The following is a 23892-nucleotide window of genomic DNA, read 5'->3' as shown; positions in this document are numbered from 1 at the left end:
GTTGCCGCACCGGGCCGGTGCGGGGTTCAGGACATCCGGACCGGCAGGCTCGCCAGTCCGCGGAACTGGAGGCTGTGCCGCCACACCAGGTGCTCGGCCGGGACGGCCAGCTCCCAGCGCCGGAAGCGGCCGAGCAGCCGGCCGAACAGGACCTCCCCTTCGAGGCGGGCCAGCGGCGCGCCGATGCAGTGGTGGATGCCGTGGCCGAAGGAGAGGTGCTGGTTCTTCTTCCGGCCGACGTCCAGCGCGTGCGGCCGGTCGAAGACGGCCGGGTCCCGGTTGGCGGCGCAGAGCGAGACGAAGACGATCTCGTCCGCCGGGATGAGCGCCTCGCCGACCTGGACCGGCCGGGTGGTGTACCGGATGGTGGCGAGGTTCAACGGGCTTTCGTAGCGCAGGAGTTCCTCGACCGCGCCGGGGAGCAGGGCCGGGTCCTCGCGCAGTCGGCGGTGCTGGTCGGGGTGCTGGATCAGGGCGAGCACCCCGCTGCCGATCAGGTTGGCGGTCGTCTCGTAGCCGGCGTTCATCAGCAGGAAGAGGCTGGAGATCAGTTCGCCGCCGTCCAGCCGGTCACCGTCCTCCTCGGCCTCGATGAGCGCGCTCACCAGGTCGTCGGCGGGAGCGCGGCGCTTGGCGGCCACCACCGACTCCAGGTGGGCGTAGGACAGCTCGATCGCCTCCCGCTTCTCGGCGGCGCCGGCCTCGACGCTGGAGAGCACGCCGTTCCAGCGGCGCAGGTCCGCGAAGTCGGCCGCCGGGACGCCGAGCAGGGCGCCGATCACGTAGATCGGGAACGCCAGCGCGATCTGCTCCATCAGGTCGAACTCGGCGCCGGGCACGATCTCGTCGACGAGGTCGTCGGCGAGCTGTTCGATCCACGGCCGCATCCGCTCGACCCGGCGCATGGTGAACGCCTTGGAGACGATGCGGCGCAGCCGGGTGTGGTCCGGCGGATCGCTGAACAGCATGCTGCGCGGGTGGCCGCCGGTCGAGCCGTCGGGTTGCGGGGCGTGGCGCTCGATGATCCGCGGCAGGCCGAGCGCGTCCTTGGAGAGCGACGGGTCGGCCAGCAGCGCCCGGACGTCCTCGTGCCGGGTCACCACCCAGGCGTTGACCTCGGAGGCGAGGGTCTTCACCACGTGGCGGCCGACCGGCGCCTCGGTGCGCAGGACGTCGTAGGCGGGGTAGGGGTTCTGCAGGAAGGCCGGTCCGAAGACCGTCTCCGGCGCGGTGACGGCCGGGGAGTCGGCAGGGGTGGGTCCGCTGGTCATCGTGTCGCTTGCTCCCGTTCCGCTCCGGACAGCCAGGTCTCGACGGCATGGCCGGTCGAGGCTGCGGAGTCGCCGATGATGGTCAAGTGGTCGCCCGGCACGTCGATGGTTCGGTGCCGGTGGGGCCAGGACGCCAGGGGGGCCGGTCGGTCCTCCGGGGTTCCGGCGAGGGGGCTGGTCGCCCGGATGAGCAGGGTCGGGCTCGCCACCGGGGCCGGCCGCCAGCCGCGGAACAGCTCGAAGTGACGGCCCATGGCGCTCAACCCGGTGTCGGTGGTCAGTTCGACCACGTCGGCACGGTCGGCCAGGGCGCCGAAGATCGCCGACTCCAGGGCGGTGAGCCCCGCGCTGCCGGGCAGGTGGGTGTCGAGCAGGACCACGGCGGACGGCGCGCCGCCGTCCTCCGCGAGCGCCTCGGCCACGGCCTGCGCCAGCCAGCCTCCCGAGGAGTAGCCGAGCAGCGCGACCGGCCGGTCGCCGTGTTCGGCGCGTACGGCCGCCACCTGCTGCGCGACGAGTTCCGCGAGGGTGTCGGGCAGGGTCTCGCCGGGGGCGTAGCCGGACGGTGAGACCACGGTCAGCTCGCGCCGGCCCCGGAAGGGGGCGGCGAACCGGGCGTACTGGTAGGCGTGCGCGGGTGCGACCAGCGAGGGGAAGCAGACCAGCGGCACGTCGGCGGGGCCGGTGGCGAAACGGTCGCGGCGCGGGACGGCGGGCGGCCCGTCCGGCTGGTCCCGCAGGCCGGCGGCGGCGGCGAGCAGCCGCAGCCCCTCACCGGCCCGGCCGGCCAGGATCGCCTGCCGGAAGAGCGTGACCAGCGGGGAGCCGGCGGGCCCGGCCCCGGGTGGGGTGGCGGCAGGCCGGTCGGCCGGCGGGACCTGTACGACGGGCAGTTCGTCGACGGGCAGCGACTCGACGATCCGGGCGGCGAGGTAGGCGGCCAGCGCGACGGGAGTCGGGTGGTCGGTGATCGCGGACGGGGCGAGCCGGACCCCGGTCGCCTCGTGCAGCCGGTTGCGCAGCTCGGCCATGCCGAGGGAGGTCAGTCCGCGTTCGCTGAAAGCCTCGCCGGATCGGGTCATTTCCTCCGCCTCTCCCAGTACAGCGGCGAGCTGGCCGGTGACCAGCTCGGCCAGCAGATCGGTCCGGGCGGCCACCGGGGTCTCGCGCAGCCGTCGGCGCAGCGCTTCGGCCCCGGTCTCGGCCTCGTCCGGCTTCTCCTCGACGAGCGGGTCCGCCGTCGGCGCGGCGTCGGTCGTGGCGGGCGCCGACGGGGAGCGGGTCAGCGAGCGGGTCGCGGTCAGCCGGTGGACGCGGCCCTGGAACGGGTAGACGGGCAGGTCGACCCGGCGGCCGCCCTCGCACAGGCCGTCCAGTTCCACCGGCAGCCCGTGCACGTACAGCCGGCCGAGCGCGGCGGTCAGCGCGGCGCGGTCCGGACGGTCGGCGCGCAGCAGCGGGACGGCCCGCGCCGCGCCGGGGGCGACGAGGCAGTCCCGGGCCAGCGCGCTCAGCACGCCGTCCGGGCCGAGCTCGACGAAGGTGCGCGCGCCCTGCCGTTCCAGGGCGCGGACGCCATCGGCGAAGCGGACCGTGTGGCGGACGTGCCGCACCCAGTAGTCCGGGGTGGCCAGTTCGGCCGGGTCGGCCAGGTCTCCGGTCACATTGGAGACGAGGGGGAGGTCGGGCGCGCGGTAGGAGATCCGCTCGGCCTCGGCCCGGAACTCCGCCAGCATGTCGTCCATGCGCGGGGAGTGGAACGCGTGGCTGACCCGCAGCCGCTTGGTGCGCCGGCCCCGTTGCGCCAGTCGGGCGGCGAGTTCCAGGACGGCGTCCTCGTCGCCCGAGAGCACGGTGGCGGTGGGTCCGTTGACCGCGGCGACGGACACCTGCCCGGCCCGGTCCGCGATCAGCTCCGCGAGCTCCTGTTCGCCCGCCTCGACGGCCACCATCGCGCCGCCGGGCGGCAGTTGCTGCATCAGCCGGGCGCGGGCGGCGACCAGCGCCGCGGCGTCGTCCAGGTCGAAGACGCCCGCGGCGTGCGCGGCCGCCAGTTCGCCGACCGAGTGGCCGGCCACCAGGTCCGGCAGCACGCCCAGGGACCCGACCAGCCGGTGGAGGGAGACCTCCACGGCGAACAGCGCCGCCTGGGCGTAGCCGGTCCGGTCGAGCAGGCCGGCCTCGGTGGAGCCGGCCGGGGCGAGGACCACCTCCCGCAGCGGGTGGCCGAGCCGTGCTTCGAGTGCCGCGCAGGTCTCGTCGAAGGACGTGCGGAAGACCTCGAACGACTCGTACAACTCCCGTCCCATGCCCGGGCGTTGGCTTCCCTGACCGGTGAAGAGGAAGGCCACCGGAGCGGTCGGGGCCACCCGGCCGTCCAGCAGGCCGGCGGCCGGCCGGCCGGCTTCGAGGGCGGCGAGGCCGGCGGCCAGACCCGCCCGGTCCTCCGCGAGGAGCACCGCCCGGTGGGTCAGCGCGGCACGGCCGGTGGCCAGCGAGTGGCCGAGGTCGGCGAGGCTCTGCCCGGGGTGGGCGTCGAGGTGGCCGCGCAGCAGCCGGGCCTGGGCGCGCAGCGCCGCCGCGCTCCGGGCGGAGAGCGGGATCGGCACCGGCGACGACGGTGACGGCGACGGTCCGGCCGGGGCCTCGGCGGGCGCCGGATCGGGCGTGTGTTCGAGGATGACGTGGGCGTTGGTGCCGCTGATCCCGAACGCGGAGACCGCCGCCCGGCGCGGCCGGCCGGTGTCCGGCCAGGCGACCGGCTCGGTCAGCAGGGACACCGCGCCGGTGGACCAGTCCACGTGCGGGGAGGGCGCGTCCACGTGCAGTGTCCTCGGCAGCAGGCCGTGGCGCAGCGCCAGCACCATCTTGATCAGCCCGGCGAGTCCGGCGGCGGCCTGGGTGTGGCCGATGTTCGACTTCACCGAGCCGAGGTGGAGCGGGCGGTCGGCGGGACGGCCCTGCCCGTAGGTGGCGAGCAGCGCCTGGGCCTCGATCGGGTCGCCGAGCGTGGTGCCGGTGCCGTGCGCCTCGACCGCGTCGACCTCGTCGGGCGCCAGGCCCGCCGCCTCCAGCGCCGCTCCGATCACCCGCTGCTGGGCCGGCCCGTTGGGTGCGGTCAGGCCGTTCGAGGCGCCGTCCTGGTTGACCGCGGTGCCGCGCAGCACGGCGAGCACCGGGTGGCCGTTGCGGCGGGCGTCGGAGAGCCGTTCGAGCAGCAGCACGCCGGCCCCCTCGCCCCATCCGGTGCCGTCCGCGGCGGCCGCGAACGCCTTGCAGCGACCGTCCTCGGCGAGGCCGCGCTGGCGGCTGAAGTCCACGAAGACGCCCGGGCTGGACATCACCGTCGCCGCGCCGACCAGCGCCAGTGAGCACTCACCCGTGCGCAGCGAGTTGGCGGCGAGGTGCAGGGCCACCAGCCCGGAGGAGCAGGCGGTGTCCACGCTGAGCGCCGGGCCGTGCAGGCCGAGGGTGTAGGCGATCCGGCCGGAGAGCACGCTGGCCGCGTTGCCGGTGCCGAGGTAGCCGGCCAGCCCGTCCGGGATCCCGTCGACGAAGGACAGATAGTCCTGCCCGTTGGTGCCGATGAAGACCCCGGTGCGGCTCCCCCGCAGCGACAGCGGGTCGACGCCCGCGCGTTCCACGGCCCGCCAGGAGATCTCCAGCAGCAGCCGCTGCTGCGGGTCCATGGCCGCCGCCTCGCGCGCGCCGATGCCGAAGAAGGCCGCGTCGAAGCGGTCGGGGGCGTCGAGGAAGGCCCCGTGACGGGTGTAGCTGGTGCCGGGGTGGTCCGGGTCGGGGTGGTAGAGGGCCGTCAGGTCCCAGCCGCGGTCGGTGGGGAATCCGGTGACGGTGTCGCGCCCGGCCGCCAGCAGCTCCCAGAACTCGTCCGGGCCGGTGACGCCACCGGGGAAGCGGCAGTCCATCGAGACGATGGCGATCGGGTCCTCGGCGGTCCGGCCCTCCCCGTCCGGGAGGTCACGGCCGGGGGCCGGCACCGGGGCCGGCCGCAGCAGGGTGCGCAGGTGCGCGGCGAGGGCCTGCGGGGTGGGGTGGTCGAAGGCGAGGGTGGGCGGCAGGGCCACACCGAGGGCGCCGGCCAGCGCGTTGCGCAGTTCGACGGCGGTCAGCGAGTCGAGCCCGAGTGCGCGGAACGACGTGTCGGCCGCGAACGCCGACGTGTCCTGGTGGCCCAGCGCCTGTGCCGCCTTCTCCGTCACCAACTCACGCAGTGCGCGGTCGAGTTGGCCGGGCGGTAGATCGGCGAGCCGGGCCTGCGCGGGCGCCGGGGCGCCGGTGGCCGGGGCACCGGGGGCCGGTCGGGCCTCCGGCAGCTCGGCGAGCAGCGGCGGCGGGGGGCCTCCGGCGACCAGCCGCGCCCACCGGACGTCGGCGACGACGACGCCGGCCGCGCCACTGCCCACGGCCGTCCGCAGCGCGGCGAGGGCGGGCCGGGCCGCCATCGGCTCGACGGCGAGCCGGGCCAGCTTCTCCCGGACCCCCTCCCCCGCCGCCATCCCGGCCCCGGCCCACGGGCCCCAGGCGATCGAGGTGGCCGGCAGGCCGTTCCGCACCCGGTGCTCGGCCAGGGCGTCGAGGAAGGCGTTGGCCGCCGCGTAGTTGCCCTGCCCCGCGCTGCCCAGCGTGCCGGCGATCGAGGAGAACAGCACGAAGGCCGACAGCTCGGCGCCGAGGGTGAGCCGGTGCAGGTTGAGCGCGGCGACGGCCTTGGCCCGGGCCACCTCGGCGAGCCGGGCGGGGGTGAGCGCGGAGAGCACCCCGTCGTCCAGGACGCCGGCGGCGTGCACGACGGCGGTGAGCGGGGCGGGCAGCGTGTCCAGCAGCGCGGCGAGCGCCTCGCCGTCCGCCGCGTCGCAGGCCGCGACGGTCACCTCGGCGCCCAGCGCGGTCAGTTCGGCGGCGAGGTCCGCGGCTCCCGGCGCGTCCGGTCCCCTGCGGCTGGTGAGCACCAGGTGCCCGGCGCCCTCCCGGGCGAGCCAGCGGGCGACCTCGGCGCCGAGCGCGCCCGTGCCGCCGGCCACCAGGACGGTGCCGGACGGGCGCCACCCCGACGACGGGGCGGCGGGCCGGTAGCGGACCAGCCGGCGGACGTGGACGGCCGCGCGGCGGATCGCCGCCTGGTCCTCGCCACCCGGCCGGGCCGTGCCGGAGAGCACGGCGGCCAGCAGGGCGCCGGTGGTCCCGTCCGGCTCGGCCGGCAGGTCCACCAGCCCGCCCCAGCACTGTGGTTGCTCCAGCCGGGCCGCCTGGCCCAGGCCCCACACCGGGGCCTGGGCGAAGCCGGCCGGACCGTCGTGCGGGGTCGCCGCCACCGCCTCCCTGGTCGCCGTCCACACCGGGAGTCCGAGGCCCGGTGCGGCCTGGAGGACGGCGAGGGTGTCGGCGAGGCCGCGGGTGACCTCCGGGTGGCCGGGTTCCGGCCGCTCGTCGACACCCGCCAGGCAGAGCAGTCCGGCCGGTCGCGGCCCTTCGGCGAGGACGGCGCCCAGCCGGTCGGCCAGCGTCGCCCGCGCGCCCACCGGGACCACGACCGGCTCGACGTGCCCGCGCAGCGCCTCGACCACCGCTGTCGACCAGGCCTGCTCCCCGGGGGCGTCCGGGACGACGACCAGCCAGCGCCCGGGGACGACGGCCGGGACGGCGGGCAGACGCTGCCAGCGCGTACGGTAGAGCCACTGCGCGGCCTGCTCGTCCGCCCGGCGGGAGCGGTGCCAGGTGGAGAGCGCCGGCAGTGCGCGGCTCAGCGGAACGTCCTCGGTCACCCGCAGGGCGTCGGTGAGCCCGTCGAGGTCCCCCCGCTCGACCAGGCGCCAGAACTCGGCGTCGGCCGCGCCGGCACCGTCCGTCCCGTCGGCCCGCTCGGCCCCGGAGGCACCCTCGGCCTCCTCCGCCTCCGCGGGGAGCCAGTACCGGTCGGTGCGGAAGGTGTAGGTCGGCAGCTCCACCGGCGCGGGCCGGTCGTCGGGTCCGGCCTGGAGGAGCCCGGCCCAGTCGACCGGCGCTCCGGCGGTGAACAGTGCGGCGGCCGCGGCCAGCGCGGCGGCGCGCTCCGGGCGGCCGCGGCGCAGCAACGGGACGGCCAGCGGGGCACGCGGGCGCCCGGCGTCCGCGGAGCCCTTCGGGGAGCCGTCGGCAGCCTCCGGGGAGCCGGTGCGCCGCGCGGCCCCGAGGTGCTCGGCGGTCTCGGTGACCAGCGCCGAGAGCACACCGTCGGGACCTGCCTCCAGGCAGGTGTCGAAGCCGTCGGCGAGCAGGGTGGCGGCCACGTCCGCGAACCGCACCGGCGCGCAGACCTGCTCGGCCCAGTATGCGGACGAGCCCCAGGAGTCGCCGTCGCTCCACTGCCCGGTCACCGCGGCGACCCCGGGCAGCACCGGCGGCCGGGTCGCGACGGTGGCCAGCACCTCGGCGAAGGCGTCGAGCATCGGCCGCATCAGCGGCGAGTGGAAGGCGTGGCTGACGGTGAGCGCCTTGGTCCGGCAGCCGGCCTCGCGCGCCGCCCGGCCGACCGCCTCGACCGCCCGCGCGCGTCCCGAAACCACCACGGAGGACGGGCCGTTGACGGCGGCGATCGCCAACTCGCCGTCGACGCCGGGCGCCTGCTCGGCCACCCAGGCCGCCACTCGCTCCCGGTCGGCCTGGACGGCGAGCATCGCGCCGCCGGGCGGCAGCGCCTGCATCAGCCGGCCACGGGCGGCCACCACGGCGCAGGCGTCCGGCAGCGACCACACGCCCGCGACGTACGCGGCCGTCAGCTCACCGATCGAGTGGCCGGCCACGGCCGCCGGCCGGATGCCCCAGGACTCCGCCAGCCTGACCAGCGCGACCTGGACGGCGAACAGCGCCGGCTGGGTCAGGTCGGTCCGGTCCAGCGAGCGGCCGTCGGCGGCGGTCCCGGTGGTGATCGCCTCGCGCAGCGAGACCCCGAGCAGCGGGTCGAGTTCGGCGCAGACCTCGTCGAGCGCGGCCGCGAAGACCGGGTACGCCTCGGCCAGCTCGGCTCCCATGCCCGCCCGTTGCGAACCCTGCCCGGTGAAGAGGAAGGCCACCCCGCGCCCCGCCCCGGCCGGGCCGGTGGCGCGGACCACCGCCGGGTGCTCGGCGCCCGCCGCGACCGCCCGCAGCCCGGCCAGCAACTGCTCCGGGTCGCCGCCCAGCACCACGGCGCGGTCCTCCAGCGCCGCGCGGGTGGTCACCAGCGACCACGCGACGTCGACCGGGTCGGGCCCGGGCCCGGCGGCGAGGAACTCGGCCAGCCGACCGGCCTGGGTACGCAGTGCCTCCGCGCCCCGGGCGGAGACCACCCACGGCACCACGCCGCCGGCGGTCGCGCCTCGGGCCCGCCCGGACGGCTCCGGGGCCTCGCCGGGCGCCGGCTCCGGGGCCTGCTCCAGCACCACGTGGGCGTTGGTGCCGCTGATCCCGAACGCGGAGACGGCCGCCCGGCGCGGCCGGCCGGTCTCCGGCCAGGCCATCGGCTCGGTCAGCAGCTCGACACCGCCGGAGTCCCAGTCCACGTCCGGGGAGGGCGCGTCCACGTGCAGCGTCTTCGGCAGCAGACCGTGCCGCAGCGCCAGCACCATCTTGATCACACCGGCGACGCCGGCGGCGGCCTGGGTGTGGCCCAGGTTGGACTTCACCGAGCCCAGGCGCAGCGGCCGGCCGGACGGACGGTCCCGACCGTAGGTGGCGAGCAGGGCCTCGGCCTCGATCGGGTCGCCGAGCCTGGTGCCGGTGCCGTGCGCCTCCACCGCGTCCACGTCCAGCGGGGTCAGCCGCGCGTTGGCCAGCGCACGGCGGATCACCCGGCGCTGGGACGGCCCGTTGGGAGCCGTCAGGCCGTTCGACGCGCCGTCCTGGTTGACGGCGCTGCCGCGCACCACCGCCAGCACCCGGTGGCCGTTGCGCCGCGCGTCGGAGAGCCGTTCCAGCAGCACCAGGCCGACCCCCTCGGACCAGCCGGTGCCGTCCGCGGCGGCCGCGAAGGACTTGCACCGCCCGTCCGCGGACAGCCCCCGCTGCCGGGAGAACTCCAGGAACAGGGTCGGTGTGGACATCACGGTGACACCGCCGGCCATCGCGAGCGAGCACTCGCCGTTGCGCAGCGCCTGGGCGGCCAGGTGCAGGGCCACCAGCGAGGAGGAGCAGGCGGTGTCCACCGTGACCGCGGGGCCGACCAGGCCGAGGGCGTAGGAGACCCGGCCGGAGACCACGCTGTCCGCGCTGCCGCTGATCAGGTAGCCCTCCACCTCCTCGGGCACCTCGCCGTTGCGCAGCGCGTAGTTCTGGTACATCGCGCCGACGAAGACGCCGGTGTCGCTGCCGGACAGCGTGAGCGGGTCGATGCCCGCGCTCTCCGCGACCGTCCACGCCGTCTCCAGGAGCTGGCGCTGCTGCGGGTCCATGGCCAGCGCCTCGCGCGGCGAGATGCCGAAGAAGCCCGCGTCGAACTCCCCGGCCCGGTGGAGGAACCCGCCGGCCCGCGCGTAGGTGGTGCCGGGGTGGTCCGGGTCCGGGTGGTGGAGGTCGGCCGGCCAGCCCCGGTCCACCGGGAACTCCGACATCGCGTCGCCGCCCTCGGCGACCAGCCGCCAGAGGTCCTCCGGCGACCGGACCCCGCCCGGGTAGCGGCAGGCCATGCCGATGATCGCTATCGGCTCGTGCTCCCGGTCCTCCAGTTCGCGCACCCGCTGCCGGGACCTCTTGAGGTCCGCGGTGACCCGCCGCAGATACTCGACGACCTTGTCCTGCTCCGGCTCTGACACCTGTCGTTCCTCCCTGTGCTGCGTCGTGCGGTTCCGCGCCGTGTCCGGGCCTGTCACGGGGTGTCGAGCTCGGCGTCGATGATGTCGAACAGCTCGTCGACCGAGACGCTGGCGATCCGTTCGCGTTCCCCCGCCCGCTCGGGACCCGCCGCGGCCTCCCGCCACCGGTCGAGCAGTGCCTCCAGCCGGGCCGCGACCAGCCGGCCGTCCACCTCGGCCGCCGGTGCGGCGGCCAGCGCCGCCTCCAGCCGGTCCAGTTCCGCCGTCACGCTGCCGACCGGCTGCCGCTCCGTGTCGGGCAGCACCAGGCGCTCGGCGAGGTGGGCGGCGATCGCCGCGGCGGTCGGGTGGTCGAAGACCAGGCCCGGGGAGAGCCGGACGCCGCTCGACAGGGCCAGCCGGTTGCGCAGTTCGACCGCGGCCAGCGAGTCGAAGCCGAGGTCCGACAGCGCCCGGTCGGGCTGGATCCGCTGGATGCCGTCGTGTCCCAGCACGGCGGCGATCGTCTCCCGGACGGCGTCCAGCAGGAGCCGTTCGCGCTCGTCCCCGCCGACCCGGGCGAGCCGCTCCGGCAGCGAGTCGGCCCGCGACCCCGCGGCCTCCCGGCGACCGGCGGGCACCCGGACCAGGCCGCGCAGCACGGACGGCAGCGCGGCACCCTGGGAACGCAGCGCGCCCAGGTCCCAGCGGACCGCCGCCAGCAGCGGCTCGCCCTCGGCGAGGGCCCGGGCGAACAGCTCCATGCCGTCCTGGGCGGTCAGCGGCACCAGGCCGCCGCGTGCCAGCCGGCGCAGGTCCGACTCGGACAGGTGGCCCGTCATCGAGCTGGCGTCCGCCCACAGGCCCCACGCCAGGGAGGTCGCGGGCAGGCCCTCGGCGACCCGCCGGGCGGCGAGCGCGTCGAGGAAGGCGTTGGCCGCCGCGTAGTTGGCCTGGCCGACACCGCCGAGCACACCGCTCGCAGAGGAGTAGAGCACGAAGGCGGACAGCCCCAGGTCGCGGGTCAGCTCGTGCAGGTGCCAGGCCGCGTCCACCTTGGGCCGCAGCACCCCGGCCAGCTGCCCGGCGGTCATCTCGGTGATCAGGCTGTCGTCCAGCACACCCGCCGTGTGGACGACCGCGGTGAGCGGGTGCCCGGCCGGGACCGTGGCCAGGAGGGCCGCCAGCGCGGACCGGTCGGCCGCGTCACAGGCCGCGACGGTCACCTCGGCGCCGAGCCCGGTCAGTTCGGCGCGCAGTTCCTCGGCGCCCGCGGCCTTCGGGCCGCTGCGGCTCACCAGCAGCAGGTGCCGGACGCCGTGGACGGTCACCAGGTGCCGGGCCAGCAGGCTGCCCAGCACACCGGTGGCGCCGGTGACCAGGACGGTGCCGTCGGGGTCGAACGCACCGGGGCCGGCCTCGGCGGCGGCCGCGCGGACCAGCCTGGGCACCAGCACCTTGCCGTCGCGGACCACCACCTCGCTCTCCTCGCCGAACGGGACGGTGGTCAGCAGGGCGGCGTCCGCACCCCGCTCCAGGTCCACCAGGGCGAACCGGCCCGGGTGCTCCGACCGCGCCGACCGGACCAGGCCCCACGCGACGGCGGCCACCGGATCCCCGCCGTCCACGGCTCCCGCGCAGACCAGGACCAGCCGGGAGTCGGCGAACCGCTCGTCCGCCAGCCACCCCTGGACCAGGTCCAGGGTGTCCCGCGCGAGGGTGTGCGCGGAGTCCACCGGGTCCCCGGCCGGCGGCACCACCCGGGCCAGGACCACCGACGGCACGGCGGCACCCCCGTCGACGGCACTGCTCAGCGCGCCGAGGTCGGTGAAGACGCGGGCGGGCGACGGCTGTCGGCGCCAGGGCAGCGCCTCGCCGAGCACGGCCCAGTCGGCGGGGTCCGTCGGGGCGGCCGGGACGTCGACGGGCTGCCAGTCGAGCCGGAAGAGGCTGTCCGGTCCGCGACGCCCGGCCCACGAAGGCGCCGGGGAGAGCGACGGCGCCGACGACGGCGCGAGCCGGACCGCCTCGGCCGTGGCGACCACCGCGCCGTCCGGGTCGGTGAGGACCACCGAGACGGTGTCCGCAGCCTCCTCTGCCCGGTCGATCACGGCACGGACGGCGGTGGCGGCCCCGGCGTGAACCTGCACACCCGACCAGGCGACCGGCACCAGCGGCTCGCCCGCGCCCTGGGCAACCGCCCAGGACCGCAGCGCCGCGTCCAACAGGGCGGGGTGCAGAACGAACCCGCCCGCCTCGGCCACCTCGGCCTCGGCCCGGACCCGGTCCCCCTCCCGCCGCACCCGTCGCGGCGCGGGGAAGGCCGGGCCGTACTCGACGGCCTGGTCGGTGATCCGCTCCGCCACCGTCTCCTCGGCCAGTTCCTCGGCCGGCTCCTCGCCGGGGCTCCAGGGCGCCGGCTCGGCAATCCGCTGCTCGGCACTCCGCTGCTCGGCGTTCTCCTGCTCGGCGCCGACGGTCGCCGTCAGGTGCGTCGTCCACTCCTCGGCCTGGTCCTCGGCCTCGCCCCGGTCGGGGCGCGAACGGACGGTGACCGGCCGTCGGCCGTCCTCGGCCGCCGCACCGACGGCCACCTGCACCCGGAGCGCACCGTGTTCGGGCACGACGAGCGGCACCGCCTCGACGGCCTCCTCCACCCGGGCCACCCCTGCCTGGTCGCCGGCGGCGATCACCAGGTCGAGCAGGAGCGCCCCGGGCAGCACGACCGTCCCGCCGATGGCGTGGTCGGCGAGCCAGGGGTGGGTGGACAGGGTGATCCGACCGGTCAACACCAAACCGCCGTCCGGAAGTTCGACAGCAGCAGCGAGGAGAGGGTGCCCCGCCTCGGACAGACCCGCCGACGAGACATCACCGGCGGAGACCGGCTCCAGCCAGTAACGCTCGCGCTGGAACGGGTAGGTCGGCAGGGCAACGCGCCGGGGCTCGTGGGGAGCGAAGAGAGCGGGCCAGTCCACGTCCGCGCCGTGGACGAAACCGTGCGCCAGCGCGGTCACGGCCTGCCGGTACTCGCCACGGTCCTTACGCAACACCGGCACCGCGTTCTCCGTCAGAGCCGACAGGACACCGTCCGGGCCGAGTTCGATCCAGGCACCGGTGTCGGCGGCGCTGACCGCGTCGGCAAAGCGCACTGTGCGGATGACATGCTCGACCCAGTACTGAGGCTGGGACCACTCGTCCTCGACCGGGCGGCCGGTGACCGAGGAGACCGCCGCGAGCTGCGGGGCGTGGAAGGTCAGGCTCTCCACGACGGTGCGGAAGTCCTCCAGCATCGGCTCCATCAACGGGGAGTGGAAAGCATGACTCACCTCCAGCCGCTTCGTGCGCCGGCCCGGCAACCCCTCGATCACCTTCAGTACTTCGGCTTCGACGCCGGAAACGACCAGCGATGTAGGTGAGTTGACCGCCGCGATGCCCACACCGGCCGTCAGCAGCGGCACGACCTCGTCCTCCGCCGCCTCGACCGCGACCATCACCCCGCCCGCGGGCAGGGCGTCCATCAGCCCCGCGCGGGCACGCACCAGCCGGCACGCATCCACCAGATCCAGCACACCCGCCACATGAGCCGCCGCGATCTCACCCACCGAATGCCCCACCAGCACACCCGGACTCACACCCCACGACGACAGAAGTCGGAACTGCGCCACCTGCAACGCGAACAACGCCGGCTGCGCCAACCCCGTACGACCCAAACCCTCACCCGAGACCACGGCCTGCTCCACCGGCACACCCAGCCCGGCACACACCTCGTCGAAGGCAGCGCGGAACACCGGGAACGCCTCGTACAACTCCCGGCCCATCCCCACCCGCTGACCACCCTGGCCCGCGAACAACACACCCACACCACGAGCAGATCCACTCGCCACCACTGGAGCGGAAGAGACGAGCTCCTCCCAGTTCCCGCCGAGTAGTACCGCCCGGTGCGCGAACACCGACCGCGATGTCACCAGCGACCAGCCCACATCCACCGGATCACCGGTCACCGACGCCGCCTGGTCCAGCCGCGCCCGCAACGCCTCCTCCGACCGCGCCGACACCACCCACGGCACCACCGGCATCCCCACCCGGCCACCAGCAAGCTCAGTTACTGGAGCGGGATCGCCTTCCTCCACGATCACATGCGCGTTCGTCCCGCTGATCCCGAACGACGACACACCCGCCCGCCGAGGCCGCTCCCCCACAGACCACTCCCGGGCCTGCGAAAGCAGCTCCACCGCCCCCGCGTCCCAGTCCACATGCGAGGTCGGCTCATCCAGGTGCAATGACCGCGGCAGCACACCATGCCGCATCGCCATCACCATCTTGATGACACCCGCCATCCCCGCCGCGTGCTGGGTGTGCCCGATGTTCGACTTGATCGATCCCAGCCACAACGGCCGCTCGGCCGGCCGCCCTTGCCCGTACGTCGCCAGCAGTGCCTGCGCCTCGATCGGGTCCCCGAGCCTGGTCCCCGTGCCGTGTGCCTCCACCGCGTCGACCTCGTGCGCCGCGAGACCCGCCGACGCCAACGCCGCTCTAATCACCCGTTCCTGCGACGGACCGTTCGGCGCCGTCAACCCATTGCTGGCACCGTCCTGATTGACCGCACTGCCCCGCACCACCGCCAGCACCTGATGCCCATGACGCCGGGCATCCGAAAGACGCTCCAGCACCAGAACACCCGCACCCTCCGACCACCCCGCACCATCGGCCGCCGCCGAGAACGACTTGCACCGCCCGTCCGGCGACCCCACCCGCTGCCGCGAGAACTCCACGAACAGCGTCGGCGTGGACATCACGATCACGCCGCTGGCCAACGCCAGTGAGCACTCCCCGTTGCGCAGTGCCTGCGCCGCGAGGTGCAGGGCGACCAGCGAGGACGAGCAGGCCGTGTCGAGCGTCAGCGTCGGGCCGGTGAACCCGAAGGTGTAGGCGATGCGGCCGGAGGCGATGGCGCCCGCGCTGCCGGTCAGCAGGTAGCCCTCGAACTCGGGGGACCTGGCCAGCAGGGTCCCGTGGTCCTGGCCACTGATGCCGGCGAACACACCGGTCTCGCTGCCGCGCAGCGACTGCGGGTCGATGCCCGCGTGCTCGAAGGCCTCCCAGGCGGTCTCGAGCAGCAGCCGCTGCTGCGGGTCCATCGACAGCGCCTCGCGCGGCGAGACGCCGAAGAAGTCCGCGTCGAAGCGGTCCACGTCGTCCAGGAAGCCTCCTTCGACGGTGTACGTCTTCCCGGGGGCATCAGGGTCCGCGTCGTACAGTTCCTCGGCGCTCCAGCCGCGGTCGGCGGGGAAGGGCCCGATCGCGTCGACGCCGTCGCTGACCAGCCGCCACAGGTCGTCCGGCGAAGTGACGCCGCCGGGGAAGCGGCAGGCCATGCCGACGATGACCACCGGGTCGTCGTCGGTGGCGGCGGCCCGGGGCGTGCTCGGCACCGCCGTCAGGGCGGTCGCCGGGGCGTCGCCGAGCTCGCTGTCGAGGTGGGCGGCGAGTTCGGCCACGCTCGGGTAGTCGAAGACGAGGGTGGCCGACAGCCGCAGGCCGGTCGCGGTCTTGAGGCGGTTGCGCAGTTCGACCGCGGTCAGGGAGTCGAAGCCGAGTTCGGTGAAGGCCCGGTCCGGCTCGATCGCCGCGGTGTCGGGGTGTCCCAGCGCCTCGGCGACCTGGCCGCGGACCAGGTCGACCAGGGCCCGGGTCCGGTCGGCGGGGGACAGTCCGGCGAGTCGGCCGGCCAGCGAGGACGCGCTCTCGCCGCTGCCCGCCGTGCCGCGGCGCGCGACGGTCCGCACCAGGCCGCGCAGCAGGGCGGGCAGGCCGGTGCCGAGGCCGCGCAGGGCGGCCCGGTCGAGCCGGGTGGGCAGGGCCCAGGTGTGGTTCTCCCGCAGCACGGTGTCGAACAGCGCGAGGCCCTCTTCGTCGGTGAGCGGTCGCATGCCGGCCCGGGCGATCCGGCTGCGGTCGGTGTCGGTGAGCGCACCGGTGAGCTTCCCGGCGGACTCCCACAGGCCCCAGGCGATGGTGGTCACCGGCAGGCCGAGGCCGGCGCGGTGGGCGGCGAGCGCATCGAGGAAGGCGTTGGCCGCCGCGTAGTTGGCCTGGCCCGCGCCGCCGAAGGTGGCGGCGGCCGAGGAGTAGAGGACGAACGCGGTGAGGTCGAGGTCGCGGGTGAGTTCGTGCAGGTGCCAGGCCGCGTCGGCCTTCGGGCGCAGCACGGCCTGGTACCGCTCGGGGGTGAGCGTGGTGACCAGCCCGTCGTCCAGGATCCCGGCGGTGTGCACGACGGCGCGCAGCGGCCGGTCGGCGGGGACGGCGGCCAGCAGTGCGGCGAGCTCGGACCGGTCGGCGACGTCGCAGGCGGCGAGGGTGACCTCGGCGCCGAGTCCGGTCAGTTCGGCGCGCAGTTCCTCGGCGCCCGGGGCCTTCGGGCCGCTGCGACTGACCAGCAGCAGGTGGCGCACGCCATGCTCGCGTACCAGGTGACGGGCGAGCAGGGTGCCGAGCGCGCCGGTGGCGCCGGTGACCAGCACCGTGCCGGCGGGGTCGAACGGGCCGGGGCCGGCCTCGGCGGCGTCCGCGCGGGCCAGCCGGGGTACCAGGACGGCGCCGTCGCGGACCAGGACCTCCGGTTCGGCGACGGCCAGTGCGGCGGGCAGCGCGGCGACGTCGTCGGTGTCGATCAGCAGGAAGCGGTCGGGGTGCTCGGTACGGGCGGCCCGGACGAGGCCCCAGACGCTCGCGGCGGCCAGGTCGGTGCCGTCCACGGCGCCGCCGGTCACCACGGCGAGCCGGGAGCCGGACAGCCGTTCGTCGGCCAGCCAGGCGGACAGCAGCGCGGCGACGCGGGTGACCGCGAGGTGGGTGTCAGCGAGCCGGTCGCCGCGGCCTCCGTCGGCGGATCCGGCCGGCCCGGCGGGTTCGGCGTCTTCGGCGAGGTCGGTGAGGTCGGTGAGGTCGGTCAGGCTGGTGAGCACCAGCTCGGGCACGGGTGCGCCGCCGTCCAGGGCCTGCCGCAGCGCCCGCGGGTCCGGGTGGACGGGGCTGCCGGGGAAGGCCGGCGCCAGGCTCGCCGCCGCCAGCAGCAGGGGCCGCTCGGGCGACGGCCCGGTGGCCGGGGCCTCGCGCCAGTCGATCCGGAACAGGTCCTCGTGGACCCGCCCGGCGCCGCGCAGCGCCTCAGGGCTGACCTCACGCCAGGTGAGTGATTCGACGGTGGCGACGGGCGAGCCGTCGGTGTCGGCGAGCGCCAGGGCCACCGAGTCGGGCCCGGTCGGGGTGAGGCGGACCCGCAGCCGGGTGGCGCCGGAGGCGTGCACCTCGACGCCGTTCCAGGAGAACGGCAGCCCGCCGTGCCGCCCGTCGTCGACGACACCGCGCAGCAACGGGTGCAGGGCGGCGTCGAACAGGGCGGGGTGGAGGACGAACCGGGATGCCTCGGCGGCCTGTTCGGGGGCGAGCGCGACCTCGGCGAAGAGCTCGTCGGCCCGCCGCCAGACCGCGCGCAGCCCCTGGAACTGTGGCCCGTAGCCGTGGCCGAGAGCGGCCAGCCGGGCGTACACGCCGTCCAGGCCGACCTCGGTGGCCCCGGCCGGCGGCCACTCGCCCAACCGGGCGGGCGCCGCCGCGCCGGACGCCGTCCCACCGGGCCCGACCGCGCCGGTGGCGTGGCCGACCCACTCGGGGTCGAGCCCCTCGGCGGGCTCGGGCCGCGAGTAGACGGCGGCCTCTCGCCGGCCGTCCTCGTCGGCCGGTCCGATGACGACCTGGAGCTGCACCGCGCCCTGGGCCGGCAGCAGCAGCGGAGTGGTGAGGGTGAGCTCCTCGACGCGGCCGCAGCCCACCCGGTCGCCGGCGGTGGTGACGAGCTCCACCAGGCCGGTGCCCGGCAGCAGCACGGTGTCCATGACGGCGTGGTCGGCGAGCCACGGGTGGCTGCCGAGCGCCAGCCGTCCGGTCAGCACGACGCCCCCACCGGCCAGTTCGACCGCGGCGCCGAGCAGCGGATGACCGGCGACGCCGAGCCCGGCGGCCGTGACGTCGCCCACAGCCGCGTCGGAGCGCAGCCAGTAATCGGTGCGCTGGAAGGCGTACGTGGGCAGTTCCGCCGGCGGACGCGGACCGTCGAAGAGGGCCCGCCAGTCCACCGGCACGCCCCGCACATGGAGGGCGGCCGCGTTGTCGAGCAGCCGGCGCAGGCCGCCCTGGCCGCGGCGCAGCGTGCCGACCACCACGGCGTGATCGGCGCCCCGCGCCTCGGCCGTCTCGCTGATCGCCATGGTCAGCACCGGGTGCGGGCTGACCTCGACGAAGACGCCGTGCCCGGATTCCAGCAGCGCGGCGGTGCCCTCGGCGAAACGCACGGTGCCGCGCAGGTTGCGGTACCAGTACTCGGCGTCCATGCGGGCGGTGTCGATCCAGTCGCCGGTGACCGTCGACCAGAGCGGCGTATCGGCGGAGCGCGGGGCGAGGTCGTCCAGTTCGGCCAGCAGCCGGTCGCGGAGCGTTTCGACCTGGGCGGAGTGCGAGGCGTAGTCGATCGGCACCCGGCGGGCGCCGATCCCGTCGGCCGCCAGGTCGGCGAGCAGGCGCTCCAGCGCGGCGGCGGAACCGGCGACGACCACGGCCCGCGGGCCGTTGACGGCGGCCACCGAGAGCTCCTCGCCGTACCGGGCGATTCGCTGCTCGACCTCGGCGAGCGGCAGCGGCACCGAGACCAGGCCGCCTAGGCCGGCCAGCTCGGTCAGCAGGCGGCTGCGCAGGACCACCACGCGGGCCGCCTCCTCCAGCGACAGCGCGCCGACCGCGCAGGCGGCCGCGAGCTCGCCCTGGGAGTGCCCGATCACGGCGTCCGGGGTGACGCCGATCGCCCGCCAGGCCGCCGCCAGCGACACCATGACCGCGAAGAGGGCGGGCTGCACCACGTCGTCGCCCTCCAGCGCCGGCGCGTCCTCCGCTCCGGCCAGCAGGCCGAGGACGGACCAGCCGGTCAGCTCACCCAGCACCCGGTCGCACTCCGCCATCGAGGCGGCGAACGCCGGTGAGGTGGCGAGCAGTTCGTGCGCCATGCCGGCCCACTGGGAGCCCTGCCCGGGGAACACGAAGACGGTGGGGCCGGGCGCGGGGCCCGCGCCGACGACCGCCCCGGCCGAGCCCTCGGACACCTCGCGGGCCCCGGCGACGAGTTCCGCGCGGTCCGTGCCGAGCACCACCGCGCGGTGCTCGAAGGCGGCGCGGGCGGTCAGCAGTGACCAGCCCGCGTCGGCGACGTCTCCCACCGGGAACTCGGCGAGCCGGGCGGCCTGTTCGCGCAGGGCGGCGGCGCTGCGGGCGGAGAGCACCCAGGGCACCACGGCCGGCGGCGTACGGTCGGCCGCCTCGGCCGCCCCGGCCGGTTCCTCGTCCGGGGCCTGCTCGATGATCACGTGGGCGTTGGTGCCGCTGATGCCGAAGGAGGACACGGCCGCGCGCCGGGGGCGCTCGCCCGGCGTCCAGTCCTGCTCGCGGTCGAGCAGGCGGACGGTGCCACCCGTCCAGTCGACGTGCGGGGACGGCTCGTCGGCGTGCAGGGTCCGGGGCAGCACGCCGTTGCGCAGCGCCATGACCATCTTGATCACACCGGCGACGCCGGCGGCGGCCTGGGTGTGGCCGAGGTTGGACTTCACCGAGCCGAGGTACAGCGGCCGGTCTGCCGGGCGGTCCTGCCCGTAGGTGGCGAGCAGGGCCTCGGCCTCGATCGGGTCGCCGAGCCTGGTGCCGGTGCCGTGCGCCTCGACCACGTCCACGTCCCGGGTGGTCAGCCCGGCGTTGGCCAGCGCCTGGCGGATCACCCGCTGCTGGGCGGGCCCGTTGGGGGCGGTCAGGCCGTTCGAGGCACCGTCCTGGTTGACGGCGCTGCCGCGCACCACCGCGAGCACCCGGTGGCCGTTGCGCCGGGCGTCGGAGAGGCGCTCGACCAGCAGCAGGCCGGCCCCTTCGGACCAGCCGACGCCGTCGGCCGAGGCCGAGAAGGACTTGCACCGCCCGTCCGAGGAGAGGCCGCGCTGCCGGGAGAACTCGACGAAGACCGCCGGCGAGGACATCACCGTGACCCCGCCGGCCAGCGCCATCGAGCACTCGCCCGCCCGTAGCGCCCGGATCGCCAGGTGCAGCGCGACCAGGGAGGAGGAGCACGCGGTGTCCACGGTGACCGCCGGACCGGTCGTGCCCAGGTTGTAGGCGATCCGCCCGGAGGCGATGCTCGCCGCGCTGCCGTGGCCGAGGTAGCCCTCGAAACCCTCCGGGGCGGTGAGGAACCGGGAGCCGTAGTCGGCGTACATCACGCCGGTGAAGACGCCCAGCGGCTGCTCCCGCACGGAGAGCGGATCGATCCCGGCGTGTTCCAGGGTCTCCCAGGCGGTCTCCAGCAGCAGCCGCTGCTGGGCGTCCACACCGGTCGCCTCGCGCGGGCTCATGCCGAAGAACTCGGCGTCGAACTCGCCCGCGTCGTGCAGGAATCCGCCGTCCGTGCTGTACGTCTTCCCGGCCCGGTCCGGGTCCGGGTCGTACAGGTCCGACGGCCAGCCGCGGTTGACCGGGAACGGGGTGATCGCGTCGCCGCCGGCCGCCACCAGCTGCCAGAGGTCCTCCGGCGAGCGGACCCCGCCGGGGTACCGGCAGGCCATCCCGACGATCGCGATCGGCTCCTGGTCACGCTCCTCGAACTCCCGGATCCGGTGCTGGGCCTGGTACAGGTCCGCGGACACCTGCTTGAGGTAGTTCAGCAACTTCTCGTCGTTCGCCATCTCTTCCACCCCGATCGGTCCGGCAGTACAGCGGGCTTGCAGCGGTGCTCAGTTGAGGGAGATCCCGAGTTCTTTGCTCACGAAGTCGTAGACCTCGTCGGCGGAGGCGTCGGCCAGCCGCCCGGCGGCCCGGGCCGCCTCGGCGTCGCCCGTCCACGCGGAGAGCAGGGCGCCCAGCCGTTCCGCGGCCTCCGCGCGGGTCTCCGCGTCGAGCTCGGCGGTGGCGAGCTCGGCCTCCAGCTCGCCCAGGCGATCCAGTACGGGGTGTCCCTGGGACACCTCCGCGCACAGTTCGGCCCGCAGGTAGCCGGCCAGGGCGGTCGGCGTCGGGTAGTCGAAGGCCAGCGTCGCCGGCAGGCGCCGTCCGGCCAGGGCGGTGAGCCGGTTGCGCAGGTCCACCGCGGTCAGGGAGTCGAAGCCCAGCTCCGCGAAGGTCCGGTCCCGGTCGAGGCCGTCGGCTCCGGCATGACCGAGCACGACGGCGATCTCCCTCAGGACCGCCTCCTCGACCAGCCGTTCCCGGTCCTCCGGGGCGGTGCGCGCCAGCACCTCGACCAGGTTCTCGGCGGGCGCACCGGCCGTCCCGCCGGGCCGCCGGGCCGTGGCGACCAAGCCGCGCAGCACCGCGGGCAGCGCCTCGCCCTGGAGGCGCAGCGCCTTGGTGTCCAGCCGCATCGGCAGCAGCCACGGCCGGCCGGCGGCCAGGGCCGCGTCGAACAGGTCCAGGCCGGTGGCGTCGTCCAGCGCGACGACCCCGGCCCGGGCGAGCCGACGCAGGTCGGCGGTCGTCAGGCGGCCGGTGATGCCGCTCTCGCGCGCCCACAGGCCCCAGGAGAGGGCCTGCGCCGGGAGGCCGAGGGAGCGCCGGTGCAGCGCGAGCGCGTCGAGGTAGGCGTTGGCGGCCGCGTAGTTGCCCTGGCCGGGGGCGCCGAAGGTGGCCGCGACCGAGGAGAACAGCACGAACGCGGACAGCTCCAGGTCGCGGGTCAGCTCGTGCAGGTGCCAGGCGGACAGCGCCTTGGGCTCGAACACGCCGGCCGTCCTCCGCCGGTCCAGGGAGGCGATGACGCCGTCGTCGGCGACCCCGGCCAGGTGCAGCACGGCGGTCAGCGGGTGTGCGGCGGGCACCTCGGCCAAAAGCTCCGCCAGCTCCGTACGGTCCGTCACGTCGCAGGCCGCTATGTCGACCGCCTCGGCCCCCAACTCCTTGAGTTCGGTGACGAGTTCGGCAGCACCGGGAGCGTCCGGGCCACGCCGCCCGGCCAGCAGCAGCCGGCGCACCCCGTGCGTGCCCACCAAGTGCCGGGCGAGCAGGCGGCCCAGCGTGCCGGTACCGCCGGTGATCAGCGTCGTGCCCTCGGTCGGGAACGGGACGCGCGCGTCGCCGTCCTCGGCCGCCGCCCGCACCACCCGGGGCACCAGCGCGGTACCGGAGCGCAGGACGAGCTGCGGCTCGCCCGAGGCCACCGCGCCCGGCAGCAGCGGCCACGCGTCGTCCAGGTCGTCCACGTCCACCAGGACCAGCCGGTCGGGGTGCTCGGTCTGCGCCGACCTCAACAGGCCCAGCGCGGCGGCTCCGGAGAGGTCCGCCGGGTCCGGGCCGGCGGCGCCGGTGGTGACGACCACCAGCCGCGCCCGGGTGAACCGCTGGTCCGCCAGCCACTCCTGCACCAGTTCCAGGGCGCCGCCGACCACGGCGGACCCGTCGGCCGGGCCACCGGCCGCCAGGGGTGCCAGCACGACCGGTGGCAGCGGCTCACCGCTGTCGAGCCCGGCGCGCAGGACCGCCAGATCGGCGGCGTGTCCGGGGATCCCGGACCGGGGGGCGCCGAGCACCGTCCACGAGCCGGTGTCCTCGCCCTCGGGCAACTCGACCGGGTTCCAGGCGACTTCGTACAGCGACCGGTGGCCGGCGGACCGGACGGAACCGGCCTCCACCGCCCGCCAGGTCAGCGCGTCGATCCTCGCCACGGTCCGGCCGCCCTCGTCCACCATGTGCAGCGACACCGTGTCCGGGCCGACCGGCGCGATCCGCACCCGCACCCGCGTCGCACCCGTCGCGTAGACGCTCACCCCGCTCCAGGCGAACGGCAGTCCGGCCGGGCGCTCGTCGTCGACGACGCCGGGCAACAGCGGGTGCACGACGGCGTCCAGCAGGGCCGGATGAGCGACGAAGTCACCCGTCGCGCCGGGCTGCTGGGCCGGAAGCTCGACCGTCGCGACGATCGCCTCGCCCTCCTGCCAGAGCCGGCTCAGGCCCTGGAAGACCGGGCCGTAGGCGTAGCCGCGCTCGGCCAGTCCGTCGTAAAGGCCGGTCAGATCGCGCTCCACCGCGGCGTCGGCGGGCGGCCAGGCGAACCCGGGGCCGGGTGCCGCCTCGACGGCACTCAGTGAGCCCGCCACGTGCTGGGTCCACTCGGCGTCGTCCCCGTCGGAGGCCGGCCGCGAGTACACCGCCACGGCCCGACCGCCGTCCTCGCCCGGCGCCTCCACCACCACTTGGAGCTGGACGGCACCCGTGCGGGGCACCACCAGCGGCGCGGAGAGCACCAGGTCCTCGACCCTCGGGCACCCGGCACGCCGCCCGGCCGTCAGCGCCAGCTCCACGAACGCGGCGCCCGGCAGCAGGACCGAGCCCAGCACCGTGTGACCGGCGAGCCAGGGGTGGGTGGACAGGGCGATTCGGCCGGTCAACACCAGCCCCCCGTCCGGAAGTTCGACAGCAGCAGCGAGCAGAGGGTGACCCGCCTCGGACAGACCCGCCGAAGAGACATCACCGGCGGAGACCGGCTCCAGCCAGTAACGCTCACGCTGGAACGGGTAAGTCGGCAGAGCCACGCGCCGGGGCTCATAGGGGGCGAACAGAGCGGGCCAGTCCACGTCCGCGCCGTGGACGAAACCGTGCGCCAGCGCGGTCACGGCCTGCCGGTACTCGCCACGGTCCTTACGCAACACCGGCACCGCGTTCTCCGTCAGGGCCGACAGGACACCGTCCGGGCCGAGTTCGATCCAGGCACCGGTGTCGGCGGCGCTGACCGCGTCGGCAAAGCGCACTGTGCGGATGACATGCTCGACCCAGTA

General features: G+C 75.7%; 4 protein-coding genes. All 4 read right to left on the bottom strand.

Annotated elements, in window-relative coordinates; all coding sequences use genetic code 11:
* Positions 1 to 26: 26 nt before the first annotated feature.
* Positions 27 to 1271: a cytochrome P450 family protein gene (locus IE251_RS16430; protein ID WP_189753713.1), complete on the bottom strand. Its 1245-nt coding sequence runs from the start codon at positions 1269 to 1271 to the stop codon at positions 27 to 29.
* A complete protein-coding gene (locus IE251_RS16425; RefSeq protein ID WP_189753712.1) occupies positions 1268 to 10057 on the bottom strand; it encodes a type I polyketide synthase in 8790 nt (2929 codons plus the stop codon). The genes IE251_RS16430 and IE251_RS16425 overlap by 4 nt, the downstream gene beginning before the upstream one ends.
* A gap of 53 nt (positions 10058 to 10110) precedes the next feature.
* Positions 10111 to 20811 (bottom strand): type I polyketide synthase, encoded by a 10701-nt coding sequence (locus IE251_RS16420; protein ID WP_189753711.1) that lies wholly within the window; start codon positions 20809 to 20811, stop codon positions 10111 to 10113.
* Positions 20812 to 20859: 48 nt separating this feature from the next.
* Positions 20860 to 23892 (bottom strand): type I polyketide synthase (locus IE251_RS16415; protein WP_229896800.1); only part of this gene is annotated, 3033 nt, incomplete at its 5' end.

It is taken from the genome of Streptomyces eurythermus, from assembly GCF_014649115.1.
Lineage (GTDB): Bacteria > Actinomycetota > Actinomycetes > Streptomycetales > Streptomycetaceae > Streptomyces > Streptomyces eurythermus.
Note: the sequence above shows the minus strand (reverse complement) of the source record. Positions and strands in the feature narration are given on the sequence as shown.